Source organism: Bifidobacterium tibiigranuli, from assembly GCF_009371885.1.
Classification (GTDB): domain Bacteria; phylum Actinomycetota; class Actinomycetes; order Actinomycetales; family Bifidobacteriaceae; genus Bifidobacterium; species Bifidobacterium tibiigranuli.
The window spans coordinates 80365-107265 of the sequence record NZ_QLZA01000010.1 but is presented as its reverse complement, the minus strand read 5'-3'; the positions used below and the strand labels follow the sequence as shown (position 1 = coordinate 107265).

Here is a 26901-nt window from a genome sequence, read left to right as displayed (position 1 = left end):
CGGCTTGCGGTGCCAGGTAACGCGGAAAACGAGTCGTGGGAGAATTGGGAATTGAGCATTGAACCGTGCGGGAGACGAATCGCACTGAAATCAAGCAAAGGATGACTGCTATGGGCAAAGCCACGAAACCAGAGACGCCGAAGCTGTTCGAGCCGCTGACTTTGCGCGGCCTGACCATGCGCAACCGCGTGTGGATGCCGCCGATGTGCATGTATTCCGTGCCTGATCGCGACGGCAAGCCGACCCCATTCCACTATCAGCATTACGTTTCGCGTGCACTGGGCGGCTTCGGCATGATCATCGCCGAGGCGAGTGCAGTGAGTCCGGACGGGCGCATTTCGCCATGCGATGTGGGACTGTGGAACGATGACCAGATCGATGCATGGCGCTGGATTGTCGAAGGCGTCAAGGCTGCGGGCGCGGCCTTCGGCGTGCAACTCAACCATGCCGGGCGCAAGGCCTCGACAGGGTGTGTGGGGCTAGGGTATGAAAACGCCTCAGTGCCGCAGGATAAGGGCGGCTGGCAGACCGTCGCGCCGAGCCCGATTCCCTTTGGGGACTATGCCGAGCCTCGCGAACTGAGCGTAGACGAGATTCACGGCATCGTGGACGAATTCCGCAATGCTGCTGGCCGTGCGGTGGCCGCCGGCTTCCAGATGATTCAGATTCATGCGGCGCATGGATATTTGATTTCGCAGTTCCTCGATCCGCTGTCCAACAACCGGCATGACGAATATGGCGGCGAGCTGGTCAACCGCATGCGCTTCCTCATCGAGATAGTCGATGCGATTCGCGGCGTCATCCCCGAGACCATGCCGCTGACGGTTCGCATTTCAGCTACTGATTGGGCGACGAACGGCTGGGATCTTGAGGAGACGACCGAAACCGCCCGTGTGCTTAAGGAACATGGCGTCGACCTGGTCGACGTATCGACTGGAGGCATCGTCGCCGGCGTTTCCATTCCCGTCAAGCTGAACTATCAGGTGCCTTTCGCCGATGCGATTCGCCGCGATGCCGATGTGCCGGTGACGGCCGTAGGGCTTATCACCAAGCCGAAGCAGGCGGAGAAGATATTGCGCTCCGGCAAGGCCGACGCCATCGAAATCGGCCGGGCTTCGCTGCGCGACCCGTACTGGCCGCTGCGAGCTGCCGATAAGCTGGGCCTGAGCGCCGATCAGATTCCCTACCCGCAGCAGTATGTGCGCGGGGCGTTTGGCGATTGAGTTAGTTCAGGCGACTGAGCTGCCTCAGGCGTCGATGCCGACCGCGTCCGATACATGCTCGAAGCCGTCGGCGCGCAGCAGCTCGGCCAGGCCGCGCTTGAGCACGGTAATCTGCTGGGGGCCGCGGTACATCAGCGAAGTGATGAACATGACCAGGCTTGAACCGGAGCGAATCTTGGCATAGGCCTGCTTCGGAGTGAACACGCCGCCGACGCCGGCGATGGTGAAGCGGCCGCCGAACTCGCGATAGGTGTTGCGGATCAGCTCATTGCTGGACTGGTATGCCGGGCCGCCCGACAGGCCGCCCACCCAGTCGCGCGGAATGCTCAAGCCCGTGCGGTCCTTGCGCAGATTGGCGATGGTGACACCCTGCACGTCATGCTCGGCGAGCACTTCCAGCAGCTCGCGGAAATGCGGCCAGCCGGTGTCCTGCGGCATCTTGACCAGCAGCGGTTGCGGATGCGAGACATTGTCCAAGACGGTGAACAGCCTGTCGAGGCTATCCGGCTCTTCGACAAAGGGCTCGCCCACATGGGTGTTGGGGCAGGAGATGTTGATTTCCACCATCGAGCTGCGGCCCGAGGCCTGCTCGAGCGAGAGTCGGTAGTCTTCGATGCCTTCGTCGATTTCGCCGACAAGATCATCGTTGGTGCGGGCGATTGAGATGGACATGCGCATCGTCTTCGCCGCGCGTTCGGCCTGCTCGACGCGCCCGATGATCTTCGCGCTGCCCTCATTGGCCAAGCCGACATGCACGATCATCGAATCGTACTCAGGCAGCCGGTGGAACCAGGGCTTCGCATTGCCCAGGCAGGGGCGGGAAGTGATGGAGCCGACCGTTTCGAAGCCGAAGCCGGCATTGTCCATAAGCACGGGCATATCGCAGTTCTTGTCGAGCCCGGCTGACAAGCCGAAGGGATTGGCGAAATCGAGGCCAAGGGCTTCGGTTTCCAGAATCGGATCGGTATAGTCGATCGTCTCGCGCAGCAGCCACATGAGCGGCGTGATGCCTTTGGTCAGGCGGCAGAAATCAACCATGTTCTCATGCGCCTCGTCCGGGGCGTGGTTGAACACGAAATGCGGCTTGACGACATGCTTGTACCCGAAGGTGACCATGTCGGTCGCAGCCTTGTTCAGTGCATCGTGCCAGTAATTCGTCGAAACATAACCCATGACCACATTGTGCCACTGGTGCGAGAGAACGACACTCAGGCGGATGCTGTGTACCTTCTGCGCGTTCTGCGCTGCGGCAAGGAGGCGCGAGGCCACATGGCTTGTGATGCTGGCGGCATTGCGAGGCGACGCGGCTGTGGACAATGAGGCGGCGACGCTTGTACAGTGAAGCCGTGAGAATCAGACAGGACGCGGACACGACGGCTGCGCAGCCACGCGGCGAGCGAACGAGCAGCGGGAGCGCGGCGAACGATGCCGCTGCTGAGGTGGCTGGCGGCTTGGCGCATGATGGCGCTGTACATGATGAAGATGTGAATAATAGTGCTGTAGACGCTGAAGCGTTGGGCAATGACGCTGCGGATAATGACGCGGTGCATAGTGACGCATTGGGTGATGATGCCGTGGATGACAACACCGCAGGCGGCGGCGAGATATGCGTCATCATGCCGACGTATAACGAGCGTGAGAATATCGGGCCTACGCTGGCTGCGCTGTTCGAGTGGAATCCGCAGGTGCACGTGCTGGTCGTCGACGACGCTTCGCCGGATGGGACCGGCGAAGCAGCCGAAGCCATAGCGGCCGGCGAGCCGCGCCTGCATGTGCTGCACCGGGAGGGCAAGAACGGGCTGGGGCCGGCATATCTGGCGGGTTTCAATTGGGCGCTGAAACGCGGCTATGCCACGCTGTGCTCGATGGATATGGACGGCTCGCATCGCGCGCAGGATCTGCATGCGATGCTGCGGGTCATGGCCGATAATCCGCATGTCGCCTTGGTAATCGGCTCGCGCCGTGTGCCGGGCGGGCGTACTGAAGGCTGGTCGCGGCATCGCAACTGGATTTCGAGCGCTGGCTCGTGGTATGCGCGTACGATGCTCGGCCTTGGCGTGCGCGATATGACGTCAGGCATGCGCGCCTACCGCGCCCGGATTCTACGCGCGTCGGACCTGCGCTCGGTCGAGGCGAACGGCTACGTCTTCCAGATCGATATGACTCGGCGTGTGGCGGCGGCAGGCGGAAGCATCGTCGAAGTGCCGATCGTCTTTCCGGAGCGGGTGCGTGGGCGCTCGAAGATGGGCATTGGCATCGTGGTCGAGGCAATGCGGCGCGTGACTGGATGGGGATTACGGCGGCTGTTCGGCCGGAGTTGACCGGAGCTGACCGGAGCTGACAAGGCTCAGCGATGTGAAGTCGTGTTCGGTTAAAAGTATGTTTTGTTTGACTTTCTGGAAAATATGTGCGATAATGTTCATATGATTTCGTCACAACGTCAGCATCTCATACTGAGCCGGTTGCGCACCCGTGGAGCCGTGCGCATCACTGCGCTGTCCAAGGAACTCGGCGTGTCCGCGATGACCATTCGGCGCGATATCGCTGATCTCGCCGATAAAGGATTGCTCAAGCGCGTTCATGGCGGGGCGGTGACCACCAGCACGCTGCTGAGCGAGCCGCTGTTCTCCGTCAAATCGCAGCTGGACATCGGCCTCAAGGACGCCATCGCGCAGGAGGCGGTCAAATACGTGGCGCCCGGGGATGTGATCGCCATCGGTGGCGGCACTACGGCCTACGTCTTCGCGCAGCACCTGCTCGAATCGCAGCAGTCGTCGGGCATCACGATTCTGACCAATTCGATTCCGGTCGCCGAACTGGTGCAGGCCTTGGAATCCAAGGACATTGAGGTCATCGTCACCGGCGGCGTCATCACCCGGTCGAATTCGCTGGTCGGGCCGATCGCGGACAAGGTCATCGAATCGCTGCGCGTCAACACGGTGTTCCTCGGTTCGCATTCCGTGTCGATTCCGCGCGGCTTCCTCATGCCGAACTCGCTTGAGGCCGCCACGGATATGGCGATGATGGACATTGCCGACCGCACGATTATCCTGACCGATCACACCAAATGGAGCTCCACGTCGCTTTCGCTGTTCGCGCGTTTCGACCAGGTGGACACGGTCATCGCCGATGACGGGCTCGACCCTGATTCGACGGCTAGGACCAAGGAGCTGGTCAAGGAGCTGGTGCTGGTTCATCAGAACGAGAACGCGCAGGAAGGCGAGCGGCAATGACTGCACAGGCAGCGGCAACAACGGCCCAATTCGACCACTACGCGCCGGGAACATATGCGGCGCAGCATATTCGCATCACGCCCACGACGCTTGCGGACGGGCGCGAGTTCTTCTATATGGATGATGACCCGGAGTATGTCTCCGGGCGCAAGACGCGAGAGCTGCACGACCCGCGCCCGCTGGCGTACCGTTTCGCGCCGCACCTCGACGCCGATGGCAATGAAGTGCCGTACGCCGCCCCGCAGATGCGCCGCGACCCGCTTACCGGCGACTGGATTCCCATGGCGACCGCACGCATGAACCGCCCGATCAACACCGGTCCGGGGGCCACGGCGAAGGGCAATCCGCTCGCCGCGCGCAAACCCGGCGACCCCTACCAGGATGGCGAAGTGCCGGACAGCGATTACAACGTCGTGATCTTCGAGAACCGTTTCCCCTCGATGGTGCGCGTGCCTGGGGCTTCCACTGAAGTCGGCTACGTCAACAACAACCCGCTGTGGGAGCAGGAGCTTGCCGCGGGGCGCTGCGAAGTCATCTGCTTCGACCCCAACGAAAACGGACTGCCAGCCGATCTGCCGGTATCTCGGCTGCGTACTGTGGTCGAGGCGTGGGCGTTTCGAACCGCCGAGATATCGCATATGGAGGGCATCGAGCAGATATTCCCCTTCGAGAATCACGGTCAGGAGATTGGCGTTTCGCTCGCGCACCCGCACGGGCAGGTGTACTGCTACCCCTTCATCGCGCCGAAGCTGGAAAAGGAACTGGTGCAAACGCAGGCCTATTATGAGCGCACCGGCGGCAATCTGCTGCACGACATCATGCGCAGCGAGATCGAGGCGGGGGAGCGCATCGTGATGCGCAACCACAGCTGGGTGGCCTACGTGCCGGCCGCTGCACGCTGGCCGCTCGAAGTGCATGTCGCCCCGCTGCGCGACGTGCTGACCTTGGATGAGCTGAGCGATCAGGAGCGATGGGACTTGGCTCAGATGTATTCCACGCTGCTCAAGCGCGGAAACGCTTTCTTTGATACGGGCGACGGCAAAGGCATGGACCTGCTGTACATCGCCGCCTGGCATCAGGCCCCGATTCACGACGAGCGTCGGGCGCACTACCGGTTGAACTTGCAGTTCTTCTCCTTCCGGCGTGCGACGAACAAGATCAAGTACCTGGCCGGGTCGGAATCGGGCATGGCTGCCTGGGTTTCCGACACCACGCCGGAGCTGATCTCGCAGCGCTTCCATGAGATCGGCGGCATTGACATCGATGACTAGCTGCTGTTACAGCTGCGCAAACAGCGGCTGCAACATCAGACAATATATGCATATATACAAAGGAGTACCTATGAAAACCGTTCAGTTCATTGACGCACTGACGCATGACGAGGGCGTTGAGCGAGCCACCCGATTGTTTGCCCAGGCTTATGGCGAGCAGCCTGATGGCGTATGGTCCGCTCCGGGGCGGGTCAATCTGATCGGCGAGCACACCGATTACAACGCCGGTCTGTGCCTGCCCATCGCCCTGCCGCACCGCACCTTCATCGCGCTCAAAGCTCGAAACGACACGACGGCGCGGGTCGTTTCGGACATTTCGCCGGACAAAGTCGCACAAGCCGATCTTGACGGTTTACGGGCTGGCGGCGTAGACGGCTGGGCCGCCTACCCGATTGGCGTGGCCTGGGCGCTGCGCGAAGCCGGGTTCGCGCAGGTGCAGGGCTTTGATGCCGCCTTCACGTCCTGCGTGCCGCTCGGCTCGGGCCTAAGCTCGTCGGCGGCGATGACCTGCTCCACTGCGCTGGCTCTGGATGACGTATACGGCTTGGGCTACGGCGCGTCCGATGCGGAGCGTGTGACGCTGATCAACGCGGCGATGGCCTCCGAGAACGACATGGCCGGCGCGTCCACCGGCGGGCTTGACCAGAACGCCTCGATGCGCTGCACTGCCGGGCACGCCCTGCTGCTTGACTGTCGCCCGGAGCTTACGCCCCTCGAAAACGTCTCTCAGCAGCCCTTCGACCTTGACTCGCTTGGGCTTGAGTTGCTCGTGGTCGATACCCAGGCGCCGCACCAGCTCAACGACGGGCAGTATGCGCAGCGCCGTGCCACCTGCGAAGAGGCCGCGCGCATCCTCGGCGTCACCAGCCTGCGGGTCAGCGCCGATGGCATCGTGAAAGCGGGCGACTCCTTCCAGGCGCTCAAGGAAACGCTGGACGCGCTGCCGGACGAGACGATGAAGAAGCGCGTGCGCCACGTCGTCACCGAAATCGAGCGCGTGCGCTCCTTCGTGCATGCCTTCGCGCAGCACGATATCGTGGCGGCCGGGCGGCTGTTCAACGCTTCGCATGATTCGCTGGCATCCGATTACGAAGTCACCGTGCCCGAGCTGGATGTAGCCGTGGATGTGGCCCGGCACAGCGGCGCCTACGGTGCGCGTATGACCGGCGGCGGCTTCGGCGGCTCCATCATCGCGCTGGTGGATCGGGGCCGCAGTCAGGAGATTGCGCAGCAGATCGCCGACGAATTCGACGTGCGAGGCTTCCATGCGCCCCGCGCACTCGCTGCCGTGGCCGCCGACAGCGCTCGTCGCGAAGGCTGAAACCGAAGGTTTGCGCACTATGCCCCTTTCGTGACGCTTATCACGGGTTAGCGTCACAAAAGGGGCATTATCTGTGGGGAGTTGCGTGGCGACGAGGCATACTGCTGCGCCGAGGGTGAAGAAATCGTTGCAGAGCGCTTGTCTTCATAGGACGTTCACGTTGTTGCCGGTAGTCTGCTTAAGGGTTGATGAAGGTGACGGCGTGTCCGGATGACTATGGAGGGTGTATGACTCAGGCTCAAACGGTGGCGGATGCGGCTGCGCTTGACGGCAGCGATGTCGTCATCACCTCCGCGTACCGCACGCCGACCGGCAAGTTTCGCGGGAGCCTGAGCGATGTCAACGCCGTGGATATGGCGTCCCGGTTGGTGTCTTTGGCGCTTGAACGCGATCATATCGTCTCCAAATACGTGGATCAGATGATTTTTGGTAATGTCCTGTCCACCGGACTGGGGCAAAATGTTGCGCGGCAGGTTCAGATCAATGCCGGGCTGTCGGTCGACGGCACGGCGATGACCGTGAATCAGGTCTGCGGCTCCGGCCTCAAGGCGGTCCGGCTCGCCCAATCGGCCGTGCTGCTCGGCGACGCGCGTGTGGCGATTGCGGGCGGCGTCGAAAGCATGTCGGGAGCGCCGGCTTTTGCGCCAAGAACCGGCAAGAAGACATTCGATACTGACGACTGGCGTGACACGCTGTTCAACGATGGGCTCAACGATGCCTTCGAGGACTATGCGATGGGAGTCACGGCCGAGAATCTCAACCAGATGTTCCATCTTCGCCGTGCTCAGCTTGACGAATACGCGCTGGATTCGCAGCGCAAGGCGGCGCAGGCGTGGCAGGCCGGCTGGTTCGACGCGGAAGTGCTACCGATCAATGAGCTGCTGCGAGACGAGTCCTTGCGGCCGAGCTCGACCTTGGAAATACTGTCTGGTCTGCCCCCGGTCTACCAGCAGGACGGCATGGTGACTGCGGGCAATGCGGCGCCGCTGAACGATGGCGCGAGCATGGTGGCCGTGACCACGGCGCGCACGGCGGCGGAACTAGGACTGACGCCGCTGGTGCGCATCACCGGCTATTGCGAGGCGGGCTACCAGCCCGGGCTGATGGGCTACACGCCGATTCTGGCTATTCGCCGGCTGTTGGACCGCTGTGGGCAAAGCATCGGGGACATCGATCTGTTCGAGGTGAATGAGGCCTTCGCCAGCCAAGCCGTAGTGGTGCGGCAGGAACTCGGCATAGACCCGGATATCTATAACATTTCCGGCGGTGCTTTGGCGTTGGGGCATGCGCTGGGGTCGTCAGGCACGCGGATTCTGACGACGCTGATTCACAATCTGCGGCGCACCGGGGCGCGCATAGGCATCGCAGCGCTGTGCATCGGCGGTGGGCAGGCCATCGCGATGGAAGTCGAGAATCTAGGCAGTTGCGAAAAACTTGAGGGTCAGGCATGACGAAATTCTATGAGCTGAGCACCGATGAGCGGCTCGACCGGCTGGTTGCCGATGGGTTGCTAAGTGAATCTGACGCCGTTTTGCTGCACGATGGCGGGCTGAATGCTGATATTGCTTCGCGAATGGTCGAAAACCATATCGGTGATTTTCCGGTGCCACTGGGTCTTGCCGAACATTTCCTCATCGACGGTGAGCAGTATCTCATTCCGATGGCTACTGAGGAGCCGTCGGTTATCGCAGCCGCGGGCAACGCGGCGCAGCGTATCGCCCGCAGCGGCGGATTCCACACAGATTCGGTGCGTGGCGGCATCACCGCACAGATTGTGTTTCGGGGTGGTCGATCGGGTGACAGCGTTGATGCGGTTAACGAAGATGCTGATGGAGCTGGTGCAACCCATGTCGGTGCCGATGGCGATATTCCTTCCTTAGCTATCCTTGCCGAGATGAATGTGGCTGGAAACGTTGTCGATTCACAACAGACGAAGAATCCGTGGCTCGATTTCCTGCATGCGCATATCGCGCGAATCAATGAGATTGCGCAGCAGGCCCACCCGACGCTGGTGAGCCATGGGGGAGGGCTGCGGTCGGTGAGCGTGCGGCGAACGAGTGATATCGGCGCTGTTGAGCACGGCGCAATGCATGGTGACACGCTGAATCACACAGGAAACTGTGCAGGAAATAATGCGAAGAGCGTTGCGACGAACAGCACAGGAACATGCGCAAAGATGTATGCAGGCGAGTTCATCGAATTCGACCTGCTTATCGATCCGGGCGCGGCGATGGGCGCGAACACCGTTAACACGATTGCGGAGGCGGTGTCGCGCTATCTGGCAGATCAGCTGCCGCAGTACGAGCTGCTGATGGCTATCCTGTCCAATTGCGCGCCGCAGCAGCGGGCAAAGGCCTGCGCATGTATCGACGCTGAGCTGCTGGCGACCAAGGATATGCCCGGAGCCCAAGTGGCAGAGCGGATTGCGGCTGCATCGCGGTTCGCGCAAGTTTCGGAGCTGAGGGCTGCCACGCATAACAAGGGCATCATGAATGGCATCAACGCGGTCGTGCTGGCGAGCGGCAACGACACGCGCAATGTGAACGCTGCCGCATATGCCGACTTGAGCGAGCGCCATCGCACATGGACGGATTGGCGCTTCGACGGCGAGCAGCTCATTGGCGAAATCGATATGCCGATGCCTATAGGCTCGGTAGGCGGCGCGATTTCCACGCTGCCGACAGCGAAGCTTGCCATGCGGCTATTGCGCCAGCCATCCGCTGAGTCCCTGATGGGCATCATCGCCAGCGTCGGTCTCGCCTCGAACCTCTCAGCGATGCGCGCGCTGGTGACGCGGGGCATTCAAGCGGGGCATATGAATCTGCAATTGCAGAGCCTGGCTATGATGGCTGGCGCGCAAGGTGCCGAGGCAGAAGAACTGATTCGCTGGCTCCGTGCGAACCCGCGTCAGGCGAGCCTCGCCGTCGCGCAGGAACAATTGCGACGGCTGCGCGAAGAGTAACAGCGTGGCAATCGAAAGACGGAAATGCGCGGACGTGATGATAATGCATGTGTGCGCATGCTACTGAGCCTGCAACGTAAAACGAGAGCATATATACATATATAAGGAGCAGCACATGAAGGTCGGCATCGACAGGATTGAGTTTTCCACGCCGAATCGCTATCTGGATCTGGTGGATCTGGCGCATGCTCGCGGAGCCGACCCCAACAAGTATTTGATTGGCATTGGTCAGCGCAAGATGGCCGTGCCGACGCTCAGCCAGGACATCGTGGCAATGGGTGCCAATGCGGCAGAGGGAATACTGGAAAACCTCGATGATGCGGCAAGAGCGTCGATTGGCTTGCTGATTGTCGCCACTGAAAGCGGCGTAGACCAGTCCAAGGCCTCGGCGCTATTCGTGCACGACCTGCTTGGGTTGCCGACCTCGATGCGTGCCATTGAGATCAAAGAGGCTTGCTATGGCGGCACGGCCGGCTTGCAGCTTGCTGCGGATTTCGTGCGTGCACATCCCGGTACCAAGGCTCTGGTGATTGCGGCTGATATCGCCCGATATGGTCTCAACACCGGCGGCGAGGTGACGCAGGGCGCCGGCGCAGTGGCGATGCTGGTGAGCGAAAATCCGCATATCCTCGCGCTTGAGGAGCGCTCGGTGGTGCGCAGCCGCAGCACCGATGACTTCTGGCGACCGAACTATTCCGCCGAAGCCTTCGCGAAAGGCAAATATTCGGAGCAGGTCTATCTTGAGATGTTCGCCGAGGACTGGCGCGAGGCCGAGTCGCTTGGACTGACACAGGTGAGCGGTCTGCAGGCGCTGCTCTTCCATATTCCCTTCTCGAAGATGGGTCGCAAAGGGCTGCGCTCGCTGGAACCCATAATCCCCGCAGCAGACTACGAGCGGCTGACCGCGCGCTTCGAGAAGGGAATTGTGTACGGCCAAGAGGTCGGCAATCTGTATACTGCGTCGCTCTACCTGAGCCTGATCTCCCTGCTTGAACAGGACGAGAGTCTGTGCGCCGGCGATCGCATCGGATTGTTCTCCTACGGTTCGGGTTCTGTAGCCGAGCTGTTTTTCGGCACGCTGCAGCCCGGCTATCGCGATCGACTCAATCGAGTCGGCCACGAGGCGCTGCTCGCAGCTCGCCAAAGGCTTTCGATGGATGAATACGAGGCGATTTTCAGCGCCTCGCTGGTTATCGACGGTTCGCGGCAGGATATCGAAGACGGCGACCCGGCCGCTCCGCATGCCCTGGTTCGCATGGAAGGCCACGAGCGCTTCTATCGGTGAGATGTAGCTGCGCATTTGCCCGCCCTCAGAGCTTGTAATGAGCAGGCGGTCGACAGTTCGTCCGCACGTACTAAGCAGATTGTGGTGAATCACGGTGTTGCGAGAGCTGTAGTGCCAATGCGTCATAGGCCAGGAATGGCGGCATTCCGCCATTCCGTTGCGGGCTGGTTTTCGAGGCTACTTGGCGGAGTGCTTAATAGGCGAAAAATGTGCTTAATAAATGATGTTAGCGGGGATTCTGCACGGTACTTCGTTTGGTTTAGCTTGTCTTGTCTTGTTCGGGCGGATAATTTCTGCTCGGCAGGCCATTATTACCCTTTATAGACACGTATTAAGCACTTTTTTCGTCTATTAAGCACCTCAGCGAAGTACAAGCCCAATGCACTATTTTGGGATCCTTGGAATTCCGCCATTCCTCGGCAACGGCAATGTCTAGGGAAGTCCTTCGCATGCGGTTTCAGTTGGTAAAGTGCTTAATAAATGATGAGCGCAATGGTAAACAGCGATAAAGTGGGCAGTTGGTAGCGCCGCAAGATCGACAGCACTATCAGTAAGGGTTGTTGGGAATGCTGTCGTTGGGAATGCGCGAGTCTGCATAGGCGCGGGAAACAGGCAGCGTTGTTGCGGAGATGCAGAGACGTCCAATCTCATATGATGATGCCCCGCACAAGCGTTTGGCTTGTGCGGGGCATCTGTTCAGATATCGCATGTGCGAGTCGGTTCAGCGATTTGTTTCTGCTGACCTATCGCTCGGCGATTGCGCCTCAGCGGTCGCTGGTGCGCTGGGCGTCACGGTGGTAGTCGCGGCGGCCACGGTCATCATAGGAGGAGTGACGGCGGTTGTCGCCACGGCGATAGTCGCCGGAGCCGCGATGCGACTGGCCTTCGCGCCTGTCATAGGATTCGGCGTGATTGCGGCGCTTGTCGCTGCGGCCGTCGAAGGGCTTCGACCAATCGTCGTTGTCGGCGTCAGTACGACGGGATTCGGCGTGATCGTGGAAGTCCTTGCGCGAGTCGAATTTGGAATCGTTGCGGAAGTTGCGGTGCGAGTCGTGCGAACGCGGCCCACGATTGAAATCACCATCGTGGTGTCCACCACGGCGGTCGTCGCGATAGTCAGAGCGATCAGAACGGTCCGAGCGGTCGAATCCATTGGAACGCTCGGCATCATCCGAACGATCAAAACGATCGGCATGCTCGAAACGGTCGGAACGGCGGAAGCGGTTGCCCCGACCCGAATGACGGCGATCCGAGCCATCGCGATTGTCACGCGAACCGTATCCGCGATGGCCGTAGCCGCCTCGGCGTGAATCGCGCGAAGTCTTGCGATTGCGCCTGGTGAAGTCTTCCAGCGACCAGCCTTCGACAAGCGGCGCGGTTTCGCCGACGAGATCGAGCAGGGCGTCAGAATCCTCGTCCACGCGCACGACATGGCCCTGGAGCCCGGCGCGGTGCAGCATCTGCATGGCGCGGCGCTTCTGCCGAGGCAGCACGAGCGTGACGACATCGCCATCCTGACCGGCGCGTGCGGTGCGGCCCGAGCGGTGCAGGAAGGACTTGGGGTCCTGCGGCGGGTCGAGCTGAGCGACCAGCTCGACGCCGCTGATATCCATGCCGCGAGCAGCCACGTCGGTGGCGACCATCACGCGCACTTCGTCGGAGCTGAAGGCCTTGAGGTTGCGATCGCGCTGCGACTGCGAGAGATTGCCGTGCAGTTCGGCCGTCGGAATGCCGCGCTCGATAAGCGATGCAGCGAGCTCCTCGGCCTGGATCTTGGTCTTGGTGAACAGGATGCGCTTGCCCATGCCGGAGGCGAGTTCGTTGATGATCTGCGGCTTGTCTGCGGCGCTCACCTGGAAGATGTGCTGGGTCATGGTCGAGACCTGCGCGGTGGCCGAATCGATTTCGTGCACCTTCGGGTCATTGAGGAAGCGGCGCACCAGCGTGTCGACGCCGTGGTCGAGCGTGGCGGAGAACAGCAGGCGCTGGCCGTCGGCCGGAGTCATGCCGAGCAGTTCGCTCACGTCGGGCAGGAAGCCCATGTCGGCCATCTCGTCGGCCTCGTCAAGCACGGTGATCGCTACGTCATCCAGCGTCAGGCGGCCCTGATCGATGAGGTCCTTGAGGCGGCCGGGGCAGGCCACGACGATGTCGACGCCGCGACGCAAATCGCGGGTCTGCACGCTTTGGCGCACGCCGCCGTAGATGGTGGTCGTGGTCAGATTGCAGTCGCTGGCCAGCGGGCGCAGCACGTCGTTGATCTGGTTGGCGAGCTCGCGGGTCGGTGCCAGCACCAGGCCGCGCGGGCGGTTGGGCTGGGCGCGGCCTTCGAGGCGGGCGAGCAGCGGAATCGAGTAGGCGAGCGTCTTGCCTGAGCCAGTAGCTCCGCGGCCCAGGATGTCGCGGCCCTGCAGCGAATCAGGGAGCGTTTCGGCCTGAATGGGGAAAGCGGTGGTCTTGCCGTCTCGGGCCAGACCCTTCACCAAGGTCGAGGGAACGCCCAGCTCGGCGAAGGTCGGCGCGTCGGAGTGCTGATCAGCGGTGCTGTTGCCAGCGTTGCTGGCATCGTTTGCGGCGTCGGCCATAGTGTTGGCAGCGTCGGCAGTGTTGACGGACTCGACAGAAGCGTTGCTATCAGCGGAATCAGCGGTAAGCGTTGCTGCGGATGTCATATCGGTTGTGTCTGAATAAGACAAATGGGTACCTTTCGGGATGTGAAGAAAGTGTCTGCATAGGGTCTGCGCCGGTTGGCGCGCCTGATGAATCGCAAGTAAGTGAGCCGTGTACCTTATGGAATTCGCGATTCACTCCTGCGGCCTGTATGCAGCCGACTCATCGTCTATCCCGAAATACTTAAGCATTTTTCAGCGACGCCGGGGCTCTTTCTTGTCCTTACCCCGGACTGTTGCAACACTATACGCGAGGGTCGCTACTTTCGGTTGCGGCGGTCGATGCCGCGGCGGTTGACGCCGGCTTGGCTGGTGCCTTCCTTATACTGAGGAACGATTGACGCGGGGCATGTGGATTGCGCGCATTCGGCGGCGCTACGGCGCTAGAATTCGGCGTTTAGGCAATGTGTCGATTCGGCACGGCGAATGCCGCATCGACACGGGCCGGCACTAGCCGCAATGCCCATGCTGCCCGCGTCGGCAACGCGAAGCACCGGAGGAAGCATGAACAAGGCCATCATCACCGTCGTCGGGCAGGACACCGTCGGCATCATCGCACGCGTGTGCACATACCTGTCGCAGCATCGCGTCAATGTGCTCGACATCTCGCAGACCATCATCGACGGATTCTTCAACATGATGATGATTGTCGACTACGCCGATTCCGATAAGGAATTCGGCACCATCGTCACCGATCTGGACTCGCTGGGGGAGGAGATCGGCGTGCGCATCCGCTGCCAGCGCGAGGAGATCTTCACCAAGATGCATCGCGTCTGAGCCGGCTGAAAGGGAGAAGACCATGCTGAATATCATGGAGGTCCACGAGACCAACCAGATGATCGAGCAGGAGAAGCTCGACGTGCGCACGATTACGATGGGCATTTCGCTGCTCGATTGTGCGAGCGACGATGTAGACCAGCTGTGCGAGAACATCTACCGCAAGATCACCCGGCTCGCCAAGGATTTGGTAGCTACCGGCGAGGCCATCGAACGCGATTACGGCATACCGATCGTCAACAAGCGCATCACCGTCACGCCGATTTCGCTGGTCGGCGGCGGGGCGTGCAGGACGTCCGAAGATTTCGTCGCCATCGCCCACGCGCTTGACAGGGCGGCCAAAGAGGTCGGCGTCGATCTCATCGGCGGGTATACCGCGCTGGTGTCCAAATCGATGACCAAGGCCGACGAGCTGCTTATCCGCTCGCTGCCGCAGGCCTTGTCCGAAACCGACATCGTGTGCTCCTCGGTGAACGTCGGCTCGACGAAAACCGGCATCGATATGGATGCGGTCGAGCTGCTCGGGCACATCGTCAAGGACATCGCCTATGCGACCCGCGACACGGACAGCTACGGCTGCGTGAAATTCGTTGCCTTCTGCAACGCGCCGGACGACAACCCCTTCATGGCGGGCGGATTCCACGGCGTGACCGAGGGCGACGCGGTTATCAACGTCGGCGTGTCGGGCCCGGGCGTGGTCTCGCGATCCTTGGACGCCGCTGTGGGCAAGGATTTCGAATTCCTGTGCGAGACGATCAAGCGCACCGCGTTCAAGATCACCCGCGTCGGCCAACTGGTCGCGCAAGAGGCTTCGCGCCGGCTCGGCGTGCCCTTCGGCATTATTGACCTTTCGCTTGCGCCGACTCCTGCAGTGGGCGACTCGGTGGGTGAAGTGCTTGAGAAGATCGGACTTGCGCAGGTCGGCGGGCCGGGCACCACAGCGGCGCTCGCCATGCTCAACGATCAGGTCAAAAAGGGCGGCATCATGGCCTCGTCGTATGTCGGCGGGCTTTCGGGCGCATTCATCCCGGTCTCTGAAGACAAGAACATGATCGACGCCGCAGCGGCCGGCTGCCTCACCTTGGAGAAGCTTGAAGCGATGACCTGCGTGTGCTCGGTCGGCCTCGATATGATTGCGATTCCGGGCGATACGCCGGATTCGACCATCTCCGGCATCATCGCCGACGAAGCCGCCATCGGCATGGTCAACCAGAAGACGACCGCCGTGCGGCTCATTCCGGTGTACGGCAAGGGCGTGGGCGATATGGCCAACTTCGGCGGCCTGATGGGCTACGCGCCCATCATGCGGGTCAACACCTCATCGTGCGAGCCCTTCGTGACGCGTGGCGGGCGGATTCCCGCACCGATTCACAGTTTTAAGAACTGAGTCTTGAAAACCTGAGTAGACGCACCATTTTGGGATGTGGCTACTCAGGTTTCATATTTTCCCGTGAAAATGCAAGCTGACGATTGGGCTATTCACCGCCGGTGAAGTTTGACTGCCTCCACGCCTCGTAGAGAGCGATGGAGGCGCAGTTGGTCAGGTTGAGCGAACGCAGGCTGGGGCGCATGGGCAGACGGACCTGCTCGGCGACGTGCGGGCCGGCCATGATGTCCATCGGGTCGGGGATATCGCCGGGTTCGGGGCCGAACAGCAGAATATCCGAAGGCTTGTAGTCGACTTCGGTGTACAGCTTCGTGGCATGGGCGGTGAAGGCGATGATGCGCGAATTCGGCATCGACGTGACCAGATCATCGAAATCCGGATGCAGCACCACATGCGCCATATCGTGATAGTCGAGCCCGGCGCGGCGCAGCTTGGTGTCGTGCAGGTTGAAGCCCAGCGGCTCGACCAAGTGCAGAATGCTGCCGGTCACCGCGCACAGGCGTATCGCGGAGCCGGTATTGCCCGGGATACGCGGCGAGTAGTAGCACAGGTGCGGCGTGACGGTTTCGGTCTCGCTGGCCTCGCGCGCGCTCAACATCGCGTCGACCACGCTGATCGGGTTACCGTGCGCGTCGGTCACCAGCTCGTCCGGGCCGTAATTCGACTTGCGATACCCGTACTCGTACATGCCGTCCACGCGCGACTCGGGGTCAGTTGTTTTCTTTACAGTCGTATTGTTCTGCGCGCTTTCGCCCATGTCACTGTCCTGATTCTCTAATTTCCTTCGTGATAATGCTTTGGCTGTGTGCGAATCGAACTGAGGCCGCAAACATCATCCATCACCATGCATGAATGAGCTTAGAACGGCCCGTACCCGGTGATGAAGTGGGCGCTGGTGTATCCCGCGTGGAGCACAATGGTGGCCGTGCAGTATGTAGGGAACAATGCCGCGACGACGGCTGACGACATGACCGATTCTGATCAGACGATGAAGGAACTCATCGAAAATGAGCTGTTCGCGTGGTGGAATCGGAACGCGCGCGATTTGCCGTGGCGCTTCGGGCGGACGACGCCGTGGGGCGTGCTTATATCCGAGGTCATGAGCCAGCAGACGCAGATGAGTCGCGTGGTGCCGTATTGGCTCGCGTGGATGGAGGTGTGGCCCGACGCGGCGTCATTGGCCGGCGCGAGCACGGCCGAGGTGATCACCGCGTGGGGGCGGCTCGGCTACCCGCGTCGTGCGCTGCGCTTGCAGGAATGCGCGCGCGTGGTCGCGCAGCAATACGATAACGAGCTGCCGCGCACGTACGATGAGCTGCTTGCGCTGCCGGGAATCGGCGACTACACGGCCTCGGCGGTGATGAGCTTCGCCTTCGGGGGCCGCATCGCAGTCATCGACACGAATATCCGCAGGGTGCTCTCCCGCGTATTTCTGGGGGTTGAATCGCATGGCGGCTCGGCGACTAGGCAGGAACGCGAACTGGCCGCACGGGTGCTGCCCAAGGATGCCAAGGCCAGCGTAACGTGGAACCAGTCCGTCATGGAGCTTGGCGCCGTGGTGTGCACGGCCAAGAATCCGCTGTGCGAGCAGTGCCCGCTGGCCGATTCGTGCACGTTCCTCGCCGCAGGGCGACCGGGGCTGGGAGAGCAGCGAACCCGGCCTCGCCAGCGCTTCCAAGGCACGAACCGACAGGTGCGCGGCATGATACTGAATGCCTTGCGTGGGCTTGGTGCTGGCGGCAGCGCAGATGAGGCGGCTGGGAAACGAGCAAAGGGGATAACAAAGAAGGCGCCAGCGGATGCGGGGCATGCAGCAGCCACATCGCTGCCGCGCGATCAGGTCGAGGCGCTATGGGGCGACCATGTGCAGCTGGACTTGTGCATCGCTTCGCTGGATGAGGATGGCCTGATCGAGATTCTCCCTGACGGGTCGCTGCGGCTGCCGCAGTAGCTGCGCGGGCTCGCAGGTTCGGTTCGTGTCTGCTGTGAGTCATCCTGGTTGGGCAGTCGGTTTAGACTCGTGGGTATGGCCAGCACACCCCACTCTCCCAACACGCGCAAATCCTCTACCGGACGCGGCGCATCGGGCACATCGGGCACATCTGGCGGGCGTCAGCAGCGCGGCCAGCGCAGAAAACCAAGCAAGGAGCAGCAGCGGATCTTTCGCCGTCGGCGCATTGTGGCGGCTGTGGCCTTGGTGCTGGTGCTCGCGTTCATTGTTTTCTGCGTCTACAGCCTCGGCAGGGGGGTCGCGGCGGTTTCCGGCGTCATTCGGCATGACGATCTCACGGCGCTGACGCGCAATGAGGTTCCAGGCGTGAAGCAGACCAGTGGCGTTCACGATTGCACAGCCAGTGACGTGAAGCTGGAATTGAGCGCGCAGTCGCAGACCGTGCCGGTGGGCGGTTCCTTGGATTTCACGATGACGGTCGCCTATGAAGGCACGAGCAGCTGCCTGATTGACGTGTCGAATGCCTCGCGGATCCTGACAATCACCTCGGGCAGCGACACGATATGGAGGTCGGACGCGTGCCCTGCCGACCCGCATAGGCTGCTTATGTCCAAGGGCGACAAGCGCGTGGACACGCTGACGTGGAATGCGGACAGCACGGGTTCGCAATGCGTTGACGACGCCAGCCTCCCCAGAGTCAATCCCGGGACGTATATGGCCAAACTGAGCCTGAAGAACGATGCCAAAGCAGTGAGCGATCCGGTGCCGGTTATCGTGCAGTAGGCGCGATGGTGCAGTAGATGTGGCAGCGCAGTAGGAGCGGCATTCAAACACGCCAGCTTGCGCAACCAATTCCAGCGTGCTATACTTTTGACTCTACGTGAAGTATGTCATATAGCGGGCATGCCAACAAGACAACGAAGCGCCCGCAGCTTAGGCATACGGCGGTTTGCGTTGTGCAGCTTATTAGTGGAAGTATATGAGCTTGCACAGTGCGGCTGCATCCGGGCGTTTCGCTAGCCATACGGTGCTGATAGTAGCTACTTTAAGCAGCTGCACAGTGCTGATCCGTACAGCATCGATCGAACAGATCGTAACGAACAAGCGAGCGATAAGGAACGTCTTTTGGCTGACGAACAAGCTATGACGAATACCACAACAGTCAACGCACGCGCCGACGAGCAGGACATTGCACGACATCTGGCATCGGACCGCGTGAATTTCGGTTCCATCAAGGAACCTATCGATGTGCCCTACCTGCTGGGTGTGCAGACCGACAGCTTCGATTGGCTGATCGGCAACGAGCGCTGGAAGAAGCGCGTGGAGGAGGACGAGGCCAACGGCACCAACACCGTCCCGCACGCATCCGGCCTCGACGAGGTCTTCCATGAGATCTCCCCGATTGAGAACTTCGCCCAGACCATGAGCCTGACCTTCTCCGACCCGTACTTCGAGGAGCCGCGCCACACGGTCCAGGAGTGCAAGGAGAAGGATTACACCTATTCGGCGCCGCTCTACGTCAACGCCGAATTCGAGAACGGCGACACCGGCGAGATCAAGAGCCAGACCGTCTTCATGGGCGACTTCCCGCTGCAGACCCCGCACGGCACCTTCATCATCGGCGGCACCGAGCGCGTCATTGTCTCGCAGCTCGTGCGCTCCCCGGGCGTCTACTTCGACCGCTCGCGCGACCGCACCTCCGACAAGGAGGTCTTCGGCGCGAAGATCATTCCGAGCCGTGGCGCGTGGCTTGAATTCGAGATCGACAAGCGCGATGTGCTCGGCGTGCGCGTGGACCGCAGGCGCAAGCAGTCGGCCATCGTGTTCCTCATGGCCATCGGCATGACCAAGGCCGAGATCGGCGCATCCTTCAAGGACTACCCGCTGGTCATGGATGCCCTCGAAAAGGAGACGATCGAGACCCAGGACGACGCCCTGACCGATCTGTACCGCAAGATCCGCCCGGCCGACACCCCGACTCCCGACGCCGGACGCAACTTGCTGGACTCCTTCTACTTCAATACCAAGCGCTACGATCTGGCGCGCGTGGGCCGCTACAAGATCGATCGCAAGCTCGGCCTGGAAACCGACATCAACGACCGCAGCCTGAGCGTGGACGACATCATCGCCACGATCAAGTACCTCGTCTCCCTGCATGCCGGCGACAAGACCTTCCCCGGCAAGCGCAATGGCGAGGACGTGGAGCTGCGCGTCGACGTGGACGACATCGACCACTTCGGCAACCGCCGCATCCGCCAGGTCGGCGAGCTGATCGAGAACCAGCTGCGCACGGGCCTGAGCCGTATGGAGCGCGTCGTGCGCGAGCGCATGACCACGCAGGATGCCGAGGCCATCACCCCGCAGTCGCTGATCAACATCCGCCCGGTGAACGCCACCATCAAGGAGTTCTTCGGCACCTCGCAGCTGAGCCAGTTCATGGATCAGAACAACCCGCTGTCCGGCGTGACCAACAAGCGCCGCCTCTCGGCCCTGGGCCCTGGTGGCCTGTCGCGCGACCGTGCCTCGATGGAGGTGCGCGATGTGCACCCCAGCCACTTCGGCCGCATGTGCCCGATCGAATCCCCTGAAGGCCCGAACATCGGCCTGATCGGCTCGCTGGCTACCTTCGGCCGCGTCAATCCCTTCGGCTTCATCGAGACCCCGTACCGCAAGGTCGACAACGGCCACGTCACCAACGAGGTCGTCTACATGACCGCCGATCAGGAGGCCGAGCACGTCATCGCGCAGGCCAACCAGGAGATCGACGACAAGGGCAACTTCGTGGCGAAGACCGCTCTTGTGCGAGACGCCGCCAGCGAGGCTGACGATGTTCCGATTGAAACGGTCGACTACATGGACGTCTCGCCGCGCCAGATGGTGTCGGTGGGCGCATCCCTGATTCCCTTCCTCGAGCATGACGAGGGCCACCGCGCACTGATGGGCACCAACATGCAGCGCCAGGCTGTGCCACTGGTCAAGTCCGAGCGTCCGCTGGTGGGCACCGGCTCCGAATGGCGCTCCGCCTACGATTCGGGCGACACCATTCTGGCTGAGAAGCCGGGCGTGGCGATCTACGTCTCCGCCGACATCATCCGCGTGATGAACGACGATGGCACGCAGTCCAGCTACAAGCTGGCCAAGTTCCAGCGCTCCAACCAGACCACCTGCTACAACCAGGTGCCGCTGGTCAAGGACGGCGAGCGCATCGAAAAGGGCACCGTGCTGGCCGACGGCCCGGCGACCGAAAAGGGCGAGATGGCGCTGGGCAAGAACCTGCTCGTCGCCTTCATGCCTTGGAACGGCTATAACTACGAGGACGCCGTGATTATCTCGCAGCGCCTCGTGCAGGACGACACCCTGAGCTCCATCCACATCGAGGAATACGAAATCGACGCGCGCGAGACCAAGCTCGGCGCCGAGGAGATTACCCGCGACCTGCCGAATGTCGGCGAGGACGCGGTGGCGAACCTCGACGAGCGCGGCATCATCCGCATCGGTGCCGAAGTCGAGGCCGGCGACATCCTCGTGGGCAAGGTCACGCCGAAGGGCGAGACCGAGCTGACCCCGGAGGAGCGCCTGCTGCGCGCCATCTTCGGCGAGAAGAGTCGCGAAGTGCGCGACACCTCGCTGCGCGTGCCCCACGGCGAAACCGGCACGGTGATCTCAGTCAAGGAGGTCACGCGCGAGGACGCCGAGGAGGACGGCGACGAGCTGCCGAACGGCGTGAACCAGATGATTCGCGTCTACATCGCCCAGCACCGCAAGATCACGGTGGGCGACAAGCTCTCCGGCCGCCATGGCAACAAGGGCTGCATCTCGCGCATCCTGCCTGAGGAGGATATGCCTTTCCTTGAGGACGGCACTCCGATCGACATCATGCTCAACCCCTTGGGCGTGCCTTCGCGTATGAACCTGGGCCAGGTGCTCGAATTGCATCTGGGCTGGATCGCCCATGCCGGCTGGGACATTTCGCTCGACCCCGATATGGAAGCCGAATGGAAGAAGTTCGTGCCCAACGGCGCCGAAAAGGGCGAGCCGGGCACTCCGGTCGCCACTCCGGTGTTCGACGGCGTGCGTCCCGATACGCTGCGCGGTCTGCTCTCGACCACCTTGGCCGACCGCGACGGCGACCGCCTCGTGCGCGACAGCGGCAAGGCCGTGCTCTTCGACGGCCGCACCGGCGAGCCCTTCCCCAAGCCGATCTCGGTTGGCTACATGTACATGCTCAAGCTGCACCACCTCGTGGACGACAAGATTCACGCCCGCTCCACCGGCCCGTACTCGATGATCACCCAGCAGCCGCTGGGCGGCAAGGCCCAGTTCGGCGGCCAGCGCTTTGGCGAGATGGAGGTGTGGGCCCTCGAAGCCTACGGCGCCGCCTACACGCTGCACGAGATGATGACCACCAAGTCCGATGACGTCGACGGCCGCGTGCGCGCCTACGGCTCCATCGTGAAGGGCGAGAATCTGCCGCCGGCAGGCATCCCGGAGTCCTTCAAGGTGCTCCTGAAGGAGATGCAGTCGCTTTCGCTCAATGTCGAAGTGCTCAACGCCGAAGGCGTGGCGATCGACATGAGCGATGAGGACGATGACGACATCGTGTCCTCCTCCGAGGATCTTGGCTTCAACATCGGCGCCAGGCCCGATGCCTCCGCCAAGGAGGAGCAGGCCGCGCCGGAGCCCGAATACCGCTGATAGGCGACCAACGCAGTACTAGACAACCGAGACAACACAGATTTATAAACGCGCAGTATTTAGCAGTATTGATAAACGCGCAGTGTTTATAACGTAGAGACAGGACATAAGAGTGCAGGACGTCAACGCATTTGACAAAATGAGAATCGGACTGGCCACCACCGAGGACATCCACAAGTGGAGCTACGGCGAGGTCAAGAAGCCCGAGACGATCAACTACCGTACCTTGAAGCCGGAGAAGGACGGCCTCTTCGGCGAGCAGATCTTCGGGCCGACCCGCGACTGGGAGTGCGCCTGCGGCAAGTACAAGCGCGTGCGCTTCAAGGGCATCGTGTGCGAGCGCTGCGGCGTGGAGGTCACCCGTTCCCGCGTGCGCCGCGAGCGCATGGGCCACATCGAGCTAGCAGCTCCGGTCACGCATATCTGGTTCTTCAAGGGCGTGCCGAGCCGTTTGGGATATCTGCTCGACATCGCGCCGAAGGATCTGGAAAAGGTCATCTACTTCGCGGCCTATATGGTCACCAAGGTCGATGAGGAGCAGCGTCATCAGGATCTGCCTGACCTGCAGGACGAATTCGACACCGAAATCGCGAACCTGCTCAGGCGTCGCGACAACGAGATCGAAACCCGCGCCCAGAAGGTCGAGTCCGATCTGGCGGCGCTCGAAGCCGACGGCGAGGCCAAGGGCAGCGCGAAGTCCAAGCTGCGCAATGGCGCCGAGCGCGATATGGCGGCCATCCGACAGCGCTACGACGAGCAGGTGCAGCGGCTGAATGCGGTCTTCGACCGTTTCAAGGCGCTTAAAGCCGGCGATATGGAAGGCGACGTCGACCTGTGGCGTGAGATGGAGGATCGCTACGGCGATTACTTCGAGGGCTGCATGGGTGCCGAGGCCATCAAGAAGCGTCTGCAGGATTTCGATCTGGAAGCCGCTTCCAAGGAGCTGCGCGAAGAGATCGCAACTGGTTCCGGCCAGCGCAAGGCCCGCGCCTTGAAGCGTCTCAAGGTCGTCAACGCCTTCCTGACCACCGGCAACAAGCCTGAGGCCATGGTGCTTGAGGCCATCCCGGTCATCCCACCCGAACTGCGCCCGATGGTGCAGCTGGACGGCGGCCGTTTCGCGACCTCGGATCTCAACGACCTGTACCGCCGCGTCATCAACCGCAACAACCGCTTGAAGCGACTCATCGAGCTGGGCGCGCCTGAGATCATGCTCAACAACGAGAAGCGCATGCTGCAGGAGGCCGTCGACTCGCTGTTCGACAACGGCCGCCGAGGACGGCCGGTCACCGGCGCCTCGAACCGCCCGCTCAAGTCCTTGTCCGATATGCTCAAGGGCAAGCAGGGCCGCTTCCGTCAGAACCTGCTGGGCAAGCGCGTGGACTACTCCGGTCGTTCCGTGATCGTGGTCGGTCCCTCCCTGCGCATGCACCAGTGCGGTCTGCCCAAGCCGATGGCGCTGGAGCTGTTCAAGCCCTTCGTCATCAAGCGGCTTGTGGACCTCAACTACGCGCAGAACATGAAGAGCGCCAAGCGACTGGTCGACCGTGGCGACGCCGAGGTGTGGGGCGTGCTCGAAGAGGTCATCTCCGAGCATCCTGTGCTGCTCAACCGCGCACCTACGCTGCACCGTCTGGGCATTCAGGCCTTCGAGCCGATTCTGGTCGAAGGCAAGGCCATCCACCTGCCGCCGCTCGCCTGCGCCGCGTTCAACGCGGACTTCGACGGCGACCAGATGGCAGTCCATCTGCCGCTGAGCGTCGAAGCGCAGGCCGAGGCCCGCTCGCTGATGATGGCCTCCGATAACATCCTGAAGCCGGCTGACGGCCACACCGTGACCATGCCGTCGCAGGATATGATTCTGGGTCTGTACTATCTGTCCACCGTGGTGGACGGCGCCAAGGGCCAGGGCCGCGTGTTCTCCTCGCTTGAAGAGACGATTATGGCCGTGGATCGTGGCGATATCGACACGCAGGCCAAGGTGCTTATCCGACTGCCGAAGGACTTTGTGCTTTCCAAAGACTGGGAGCCCGCTGAGCTCAAGGTCGTTGACCCCGAACCGGGCAGCCCGGACGTGGTCAAGGAGGAGCGCTTCAAGGACGGCTCCGTGCTGTTCGCGACGTCCTACGGCCGCATCCTGTTCAACGAGACGCTGCCGACCGACTATCCCTTCGTCAACGAGCAGGTGGCCAAGGGCAGGCTTTCCAGGATTGTCGACGAGATCGCGACGCGCTACTCCACCGAGCAGGTGGCCGCGACCCTTGACGCGCTCAAGGATCTGGGCTTCACCCGGGCCCCGTGGTCTGGCGTCACCATGTCCTTCTCCGACATCGTCGATCCTCCGGAAGGCGACGCAATCATCGCCGACTACGAGGGTCAGGCCGACAAGGTCAACTCGCAGTACGACATGGGCCTGCTGACCGAAGAGGAGCGCCGCCAGGAGCTCATCAACCTGTGGACCGAATGCACCGACAAGGTCGCCAACGCCATGCGCGACAACTTCCATGATGACAACAACGTGAACATCATGGTGCAGTCCGGGGCGCGCGGCAACTGGATGCAGATTCGCCAGATCGCCGGCATGCGAGGCCTCGTGGCCAATCCGAAGGGCGAGATCATCCCCCGACCAGTCAAGTCGAACTACCGCGAGGGCCTGTCCGTGCTCGAGTACTTCATCTCGCAGCACGGCGCGCGCAAGGGTCTGGCCGACACCGCACTGCGTACCGCAGAATCGGGCTACCTGACCCGTCGACTCGTCGACGTGGCCCAGGAAGTCATCGTGCGCGAGGAGGATTGCGGCACCAAGCGCGGACTGGCGATGAAGGTCGCCGAACGCGATGAGGACGGCAATCTCGTGCTCGTCAAGGCGGCTGACGGCGGTCCTTACTCCCGTCTGCTTTCCGCTGACGTGATCGACCCGGCTGACGGCACGACCGTGCTCTACAAGCGTGACGACGGCCTTTCGATGGACGTGCTGCGCGATCTCGTGGCGCACGGCGTCGAAGAGGTCAAGGTGCGCTCCGTGCTCACCTGCGAGTCCAAGCGCGGCGTGTGCGCCAAGTGCTATGGCTGGTCGCTGGCCACCAGCAAGCTGGTGGATGTCGGCGAGGCCGTCGGCATCGTCGCGGCACAGTCCATCGGCGAGCCTGGCACGCAGCTGACCTTGCGTTCCTTCCACTCCGGCGGCGTGGCATCGGCCTCCGATATCACCCAGGGTCTTCCCCGTGTCACCGAGCTCTTCGAGGCGCGTACGCCTAAGGGCGAGGCGCCGATCGTCGAATTCCCGGGCACCATCAAGGTGGAGGACACCGATCGCGGCCGTCAGGTCACGCTGACTCCGGACGATACGAGCATCGAGCCGATCACCTACCCGGTGACCCGTCGCGCGCCGATGCTGGTCAAGGACGGCGATCACGTCGAGTCCGGCACGCAGCTTATCGAGGGTTCCGTGGATCCCAAGAAGATCCTGCGCATCCTCGGCCCCCGTGCTGCCCAGGTCAACATCGTGGAAGAGGTGCACAACGTGTACCGCTCCCAGGGCGTGGACATCCACGACAAGCACATCGAGGTCATCGTGCACCAGATGCTGCGCCGCGTCACCGTCATCGACTCCGGCGACACCGTGCTGCTGCCCGGCGAGCTGGTCGACCAGGCGCGCTTCCGCGAGGCCAATATCGCCGCGGTCAAGAACGGCGGCAAGCCTGCCGTCGGCCGCCCCGAGCTCATGGGCATCACGAAGGCCTCGCTGGCCACCGACTCGTGGCTGTCCGCCGCCTCCTTCCAGGAGACGACGCGCGTGCTCACCGAAGCCGCGCTGGGACAGCGTGAGGACGAGCTCAAGGGTCTTAAGGAGAACGTCATCATCGGCAAGCTCATTCCAGCCGGCACCGGTCTGGCCCGCTACCGCAATGCGGTCGTGGAGCCCGACAAGGCCATCCGCGACACCATCTACCCGAACTTCGGGCTGGGCGGCGACGAGCTGGGCAGCGGCTACTCCGATTCCGAGGCGAGCGATGTGGACTTCTCCAACATCGACTTCGGCGATCTGAAGCTCGGCGACGACTTCAACCCCGATGACTTCCTCGACGATCAGGGCGGCCAGGGCGACCTGGATATGTAAGGATCGC

General features: G+C 62.0%; 17 protein-coding genes. 14 read left to right on the top strand and 3 right to left on the bottom strand.

Annotated features, from left to right (window positions below; translation table 11 throughout):
- Positions 1–110 precede the first annotated feature (110 nt).
- Positions 111–1223: an NADH:flavin oxidoreductase/NADH oxidase gene (locus DDF78_RS09545; protein ID WP_162000751.1), complete on the top strand. Its 1113-nt coding sequence runs from the start codon at positions 111–113 to the stop codon at positions 1221–1223.
- A gap of 24 nt (positions 1224–1247) precedes the next feature.
- Here the strand turns inward: DDF78_RS09545 and DDF78_RS09540 are convergent, their stop codons facing one another.
- Positions 1248–2396 carry a quinone-dependent dihydroorotate dehydrogenase gene (locus DDF78_RS09540; RefSeq protein ID WP_152581089.1) on the bottom strand — a complete coding sequence of 383 codons (1149 nt, stop codon included), beginning with the start codon at positions 2394–2396 and terminating at the stop codon, positions 1248–1250.
- Positions 2397–2839: 443 nt separating this feature from the next.
- Here DDF78_RS09540 and DDF78_RS09535 point away from each other — a divergent pair, with 443 nt between their 5' ends.
- From DDF78_RS09535 to DDF78_RS09505, 7 genes are all read left to right on the top strand, one after another.
- Complete coding sequence (locus tag DDF78_RS09535; RefSeq protein WP_152581159.1) at positions 2840–3544, top strand: polyprenol monophosphomannose synthase; 705 nt, start codon at positions 2840–2842, stop codon at positions 3542–3544.
- Between the two features lie 102 nt (positions 3545–3646).
- Positions 3647–4456, top strand: a complete 810-nt coding sequence (locus tag DDF78_RS09530; RefSeq protein ID WP_152581090.1) for a DeoR/GlpR family DNA-binding transcription regulator — start codon at positions 3647–3649, stop codon at positions 4454–4456.
- Complete coding sequence (gene galT / locus DDF78_RS09525; RefSeq protein ID WP_152581091.1) at positions 4453–5727, top strand: galactose-1-phosphate uridylyltransferase; 1275 nt, start codon at positions 4453–4455, stop codon at positions 5725–5727. The genes DDF78_RS09530 and galT overlap by 4 nt, the downstream gene beginning before the upstream one ends.
- A 70-nt stretch (positions 5728–5797) precedes the next feature.
- The gene (gene galK, locus DDF78_RS09520; protein WP_152581092.1) at positions 5798–7048 is read left to right on the top strand and encodes a galactokinase; all 1251 of its coding nucleotides are present in this window, start codon (positions 5798–5800) and stop codon (positions 7046–7048) included.
- Between the two features lie 227 nt (positions 7049–7275).
- On the top strand, positions 7276–8499 hold the full coding sequence (locus DDF78_RS09515; protein ID WP_152581093.1) for a thiolase family protein: 1224 nt from the start codon (positions 7276–7278) through the stop codon (positions 8497–8499).
- Positions 8496–10010: a hydroxymethylglutaryl-coenzyme A reductase family protein gene (locus DDF78_RS09510; RefSeq protein ID WP_152581094.1), complete on the top strand. Its 1515-nt coding sequence runs from the start codon at positions 8496–8498 to the stop codon at positions 10008–10010. The genes DDF78_RS09515 and DDF78_RS09510 overlap by 4 nt, the downstream gene beginning before the upstream one ends.
- 115 nt (positions 10011–10125) lie before the next feature.
- Entirely contained in the window at positions 10126–11295 is a 1170-nt protein-coding gene (locus tag DDF78_RS09505; protein WP_152581095.1) for a hydroxymethylglutaryl-CoA synthase, read from the top strand.
- Positions 11296–12059: 764 nt separating this feature from the next.
- Here the strand turns inward: DDF78_RS09505 and DDF78_RS09500 are convergent.
- The gene (locus tag DDF78_RS09500) at positions 12060–13880 is read right to left on the bottom strand and encodes a DEAD/DEAH box helicase (RefSeq protein WP_152581160.1); all 1821 of its coding nucleotides are present in this window, start codon (positions 13878–13880) and stop codon (positions 12060–12062) included.
- Positions 13881–14468: 588 nt separating this feature from the next.
- Between DDF78_RS09500 and DDF78_RS09495 the strand changes: the two genes are divergently transcribed.
- Together DDF78_RS09495 and DDF78_RS09490 are read left to right on the top strand one after the other, a co-directional pair.
- Entirely contained in the window at positions 14469–14741 is a 273-nt protein-coding gene (locus DDF78_RS09495) for an ACT domain-containing protein (RefSeq protein WP_024462676.1), read from the top strand.
- Positions 14742–14763: 22 nt separating this feature from the next.
- Positions 14764–16128: a PFL family protein gene (locus DDF78_RS09490; protein WP_152581096.1), complete on the top strand. Its 1365-nt coding sequence runs from the start codon at positions 14764–14766 to the stop codon at positions 16126–16128.
- 88 nt (positions 16129–16216) lie between these two features.
- Here the strand turns inward: DDF78_RS09490 and DDF78_RS09485 are convergent, their stop codons facing one another.
- Positions 16217–16885, bottom strand: coding sequence for a tRNA (cytidine(34)-2'-O)-methyltransferase (locus DDF78_RS09485; protein ID WP_152581097.1), 669 nt, complete (start codon positions 16883–16885; stop codon positions 16217–16219).
- Between the two features lie 231 nt (positions 16886–17116).
- On the opposite strand from DDF78_RS09485, the gene DDF78_RS09480 reads away from it, so the two are divergent.
- The 4 genes from DDF78_RS09480 (at position 17117) to DDF78_RS09465 (ending at position 26894) form a co-directional block, all read left to right on the top strand.
- Entirely contained in the window at positions 17117–18079 is a 963-nt protein-coding gene (locus DDF78_RS09480) for an iron-sulfur binding domain-containing protein (protein WP_152581161.1), read from the top strand.
- 75 nt (positions 18080–18154) lie between these two features.
- Positions 18155–18862, top strand: coding sequence for a hypothetical protein (locus DDF78_RS09475; protein ID WP_152581098.1), 708 nt, complete (start codon positions 18155–18157; stop codon positions 18860–18862).
- Positions 18863–19222: 360 nt separating this feature from the next.
- A complete protein-coding gene (gene rpoB, locus DDF78_RS09470; protein WP_162000760.1) occupies positions 19223–22774 on the top strand; it encodes a DNA-directed RNA polymerase subunit beta in 3552 nt (1183 codons plus the stop codon).
- A gap of 112 nt (positions 22775–22886) precedes the next feature.
- Positions 22887–26894 (top strand): DNA-directed RNA polymerase subunit beta', encoded by a 4008-nt coding sequence (locus tag DDF78_RS09465; RefSeq protein WP_152581100.1) that lies wholly within the window; start codon positions 22887–22889, stop codon positions 26892–26894.
- The last annotated feature ends 7 nt before the right edge of the window (positions 26895–26901 follow it).

Excerpts from the sequence above, each read along its gene's own strand:
- DDF78_RS09545 (WP_162000751.1), top strand. The coding sequence starts at position 111 with ATGGGCAAAGCCACGAAACCAGAGACGCCGAAGCTGTTCGAGCCGCTG.
- DDF78_RS09540 (WP_152581089.1), bottom strand. The coding sequence starts at position 2,396 with ATGGGTTATGTTTCGACGAATTACTGGCACGATGCACTGAACAAGGCT.
- DDF78_RS09535 (WP_152581159.1), top strand. The coding sequence starts at position 2,840 with ATGCCGACGTATAACGAGCGTGAGAATATCGGGCCTACGCTGGCTGCG.
- DDF78_RS09530 (WP_152581090.1), top strand. The coding sequence starts at position 3,647 with ATGATTTCGTCACAACGTCAGCATCTCATACTGAGCCGGTTGCGCACC.
- galT (WP_152581091.1), top strand. The coding sequence starts at position 4,453 with ATGACTGCACAGGCAGCGGCAACAACGGCCCAATTCGACCACTACGCG.
- galK (WP_152581092.1), top strand. The coding sequence starts at position 5,798 with ATGAAAACCGTTCAGTTCATTGACGCACTGACGCATGACGAGGGCGTT.
- DDF78_RS09515 (WP_152581093.1), top strand. The coding sequence starts at position 7,276 with ATGACTCAGGCTCAAACGGTGGCGGATGCGGCTGCGCTTGACGGCAGC.
- DDF78_RS09510 (WP_152581094.1), top strand. The coding sequence starts at position 8,496 with ATGACGAAATTCTATGAGCTGAGCACCGATGAGCGGCTCGACCGGCTG.
- DDF78_RS09505 (WP_152581095.1), top strand. The coding sequence starts at position 10,126 with ATGAAGGTCGGCATCGACAGGATTGAGTTTTCCACGCCGAATCGCTAT.
- DDF78_RS09500 (WP_152581160.1), bottom strand. The coding sequence starts at position 13,880 with ATGGCCGACGCCGCAAACGATGCCAGCAACGCTGGCAACAGCACCGCT.
- DDF78_RS09495 (WP_024462676.1), top strand. The coding sequence starts at position 14,469 with ATGAACAAGGCCATCATCACCGTCGTCGGGCAGGACACCGTCGGCATC.
- DDF78_RS09490 (WP_152581096.1), top strand. The coding sequence starts at position 14,764 with ATGCTGAATATCATGGAGGTCCACGAGACCAACCAGATGATCGAGCAG.
- DDF78_RS09485 (WP_152581097.1), bottom strand. The coding sequence starts at position 16,885 with ATGGGCGAAAGCGCGCAGAACAATACGACTGTAAAGAAAACAACTGAC.
- DDF78_RS09480 (WP_152581161.1), top strand. The coding sequence starts at position 17,117 with ATGAAGGAACTCATCGAAAATGAGCTGTTCGCGTGGTGGAATCGGAAC.
- DDF78_RS09475 (WP_152581098.1), top strand. The coding sequence starts at position 18,155 with ATGGCCAGCACACCCCACTCTCCCAACACGCGCAAATCCTCTACCGGA.
- rpoB (WP_162000760.1), top strand. The coding sequence starts at position 19,223 with ATGACGAATACCACAACAGTCAACGCACGCGCCGACGAGCAGGACATT.